Here is a 1,842-nt window from a genome sequence, read left to right as displayed (position 1 = left end):
CTCAAAAGGTTAAGGAACCTCTGAAAAACTCCTTGCATGCTCAGCGTGGCCTGAAGCGTGCAGCTGTTGCGTCTTGTCTTGATGGTCAGGGTGGTTCCCTTTCCGAGAGGCAAGGCGCAGCAGGTGTGCGCTTCAGGCCGCGCCTTTATGCCCGAACGGGTGCTTCGGGTCATCCAGGCTGGCCCGCACTCGTTGTTGCGCTTTTTCGATGGATGGACATATCTCGATCCCAGTTAGGGGACACCTTCAAAAGTGCGCCCTCTGTGCCCCGAATGGGGTATAGATTGCGAACCAGACTGAAAGACTGAGTACGCAAGGAGTTTTTCAGAGGTTCCTTAATAATCAGATTCAGATGACAGGCCTGTCCTCTAAAAACTGACAGCTCACGCCGCCCCGGCTCGTTACGCTCTATGGATGACTCATCGCTACCACAGCCATTCCTTGAGAAAAGGGCGCTTCTCCCAGCAGGGAAGACCCTATCTGGTTACTTTCAGCACAGCGGGCAGAACCCCATGGTTTTCCCGTTTCTCTATCGCCTGCCAAGTGTGCAGATCTATAGCTCAATCAGATATTCAGAACGCCAGCCACACGTGGTGCTATGTGGTCATGCCGGACCATGTGCACTGGCTGTTGTCCACAACGGATAAGCATGATTTGTCCCAAATTGTCAGAATGGCCAAGGCCAGAGTGTCCCGTTCCTTGGAGCAAGCCATCTGGCAATCCAGCTTCCATGATCGCGCGCTGAGAAGCGAAGCGGAATTGAAACCAGCGGCCCGTTATGTCATCGCAAACCCTGTGAGGGCTGGGCTGGTGACTTCAGTGAGAGATTACCCATTTTGGAATGCTGTCTGGCTTTGATTTGCGGTCGGCAGAATCTTGCCGTTCTTGTTCGCGATGCAAGCATCGCTTCCCACATAAACCTCGCTCCCTTGTGGGAACGGACCGTAGTGAATCACTGATGCTCGCATCACGAAGAGTTCGGGTTTGCGATCACAAGGGCATTGGCAAACCTTGGGCAAGGTCAGGTCACCACACCTGGGGCACCTTTTGTAGTTTGTCCAGCGAGTAACCGCGTTCTCGGGCGATGCCCAGCAGGTGTTCGTAGGTCTTGGCATGCAGCTCCGGGCTGCGCGCCATGATCCACAGGTAGTCCCGTTTCTGCCGCCCCACGATGGTGGTCTGGTAATCCGGGCTTACATACAGCACCCGGAAATCCGCCTTGAACGGCCAGAGAAACCGCATTCCCCAGATTGCCGGGTTCTCGTCGCTAACAAAGCCGGTGGGCGTCAGGGTTTTCAGTTCACCGTCCGCGCCATCCTTGCGGAAGGTGAAGGTGGTCGCAATTTCATTGGGGCCGGCCCGTCGATAGGTCTCGGTGGCATTATGGGCGCCTTTTTCGGGAAAGGTGGGGATATTGGCGATCACATACCACTGGCCCATAAAGCGATCCAGGTCGAACGGATCCGCCACCTCAATTGGTGCAGTCGGTGTGGTTTGGCAGGCGTTGAGCATAATCAGGCTCACTATCAACAATATTGGGCGCATAGGTCTCTCCATGGCCGTGATGATCGCGCCTGGGGGGGCAACGCGAGGTGAAGCTGAGCGCCGGTCGTTTCCTTGCCACCCACACACCTCGCATTTCGCTCTTTTGTAGGTCGACTTTACCCGAGGGCACAGAGAGGCCGAAGGCCGTAAGCCGACATTCAATGTCGCCGCTGTCCCATGGGGCGAGTGTCGGATTACGTCTTTAAGACTAATCCGACCTTGTGTCTCTCCGGCGGAAGGATTTGCTACCCTTCCGCCACTGCTGGCGGGCAACCCGTATTCGACCTGAGGCCCTGA

At 55.8% G+C, this 1,842-nt stretch carries 2 protein-coding genes; one reads left to right on the top strand and one right to left on the bottom strand.

The features are described 5' to 3' along the window. The first annotated feature begins 414 nt into the window (after positions 1-414). The gene (locus A3754_RS26315) at positions 415-858 is read left to right on the top strand and encodes a transposase (protein ID WP_082872462.1); all 444 of its coding nucleotides are present in this window, start codon (positions 415-417) and stop codon (positions 856-858) included. A gap of 168 nt (positions 859-1,026) precedes the next feature. On the opposite strand, the gene A3754_RS22580 is transcribed toward A3754_RS26315, so the two are convergent. Then, on the bottom strand, positions 1,027-1,545 hold the full coding sequence (locus A3754_RS22580) for a lipocalin family protein (protein ID WP_082872463.1): 519 nt from the start codon (positions 1,543-1,545) through the stop codon (positions 1,027-1,029). Positions 1,546-1,842: the final 297 nt, after the last annotated feature.

It is taken from the genome of Alcanivorax sp. HI0083 (genome assembly GCF_001635175.1).
The sequence above is the reverse complement of the archived record's forward strand: the minus strand, read 5'-3'. Positions and strand labels throughout refer to the sequence as shown.

Coding starts and splice junctions, on each gene's coding strand:
- A3754_RS22580 (WP_082872463.1), bottom strand. CDS start 1,545: ATGCGCCCAATATTGTTGATAGTGAGCCTGATTATGCTCAACGCCTGC.
- A3754_RS26315 (WP_082872462.1), top strand. CDS start 415: ATGACTCATCGCTACCACAGCCATTCCTTGAGAAAAGGGCGCTTCTCC.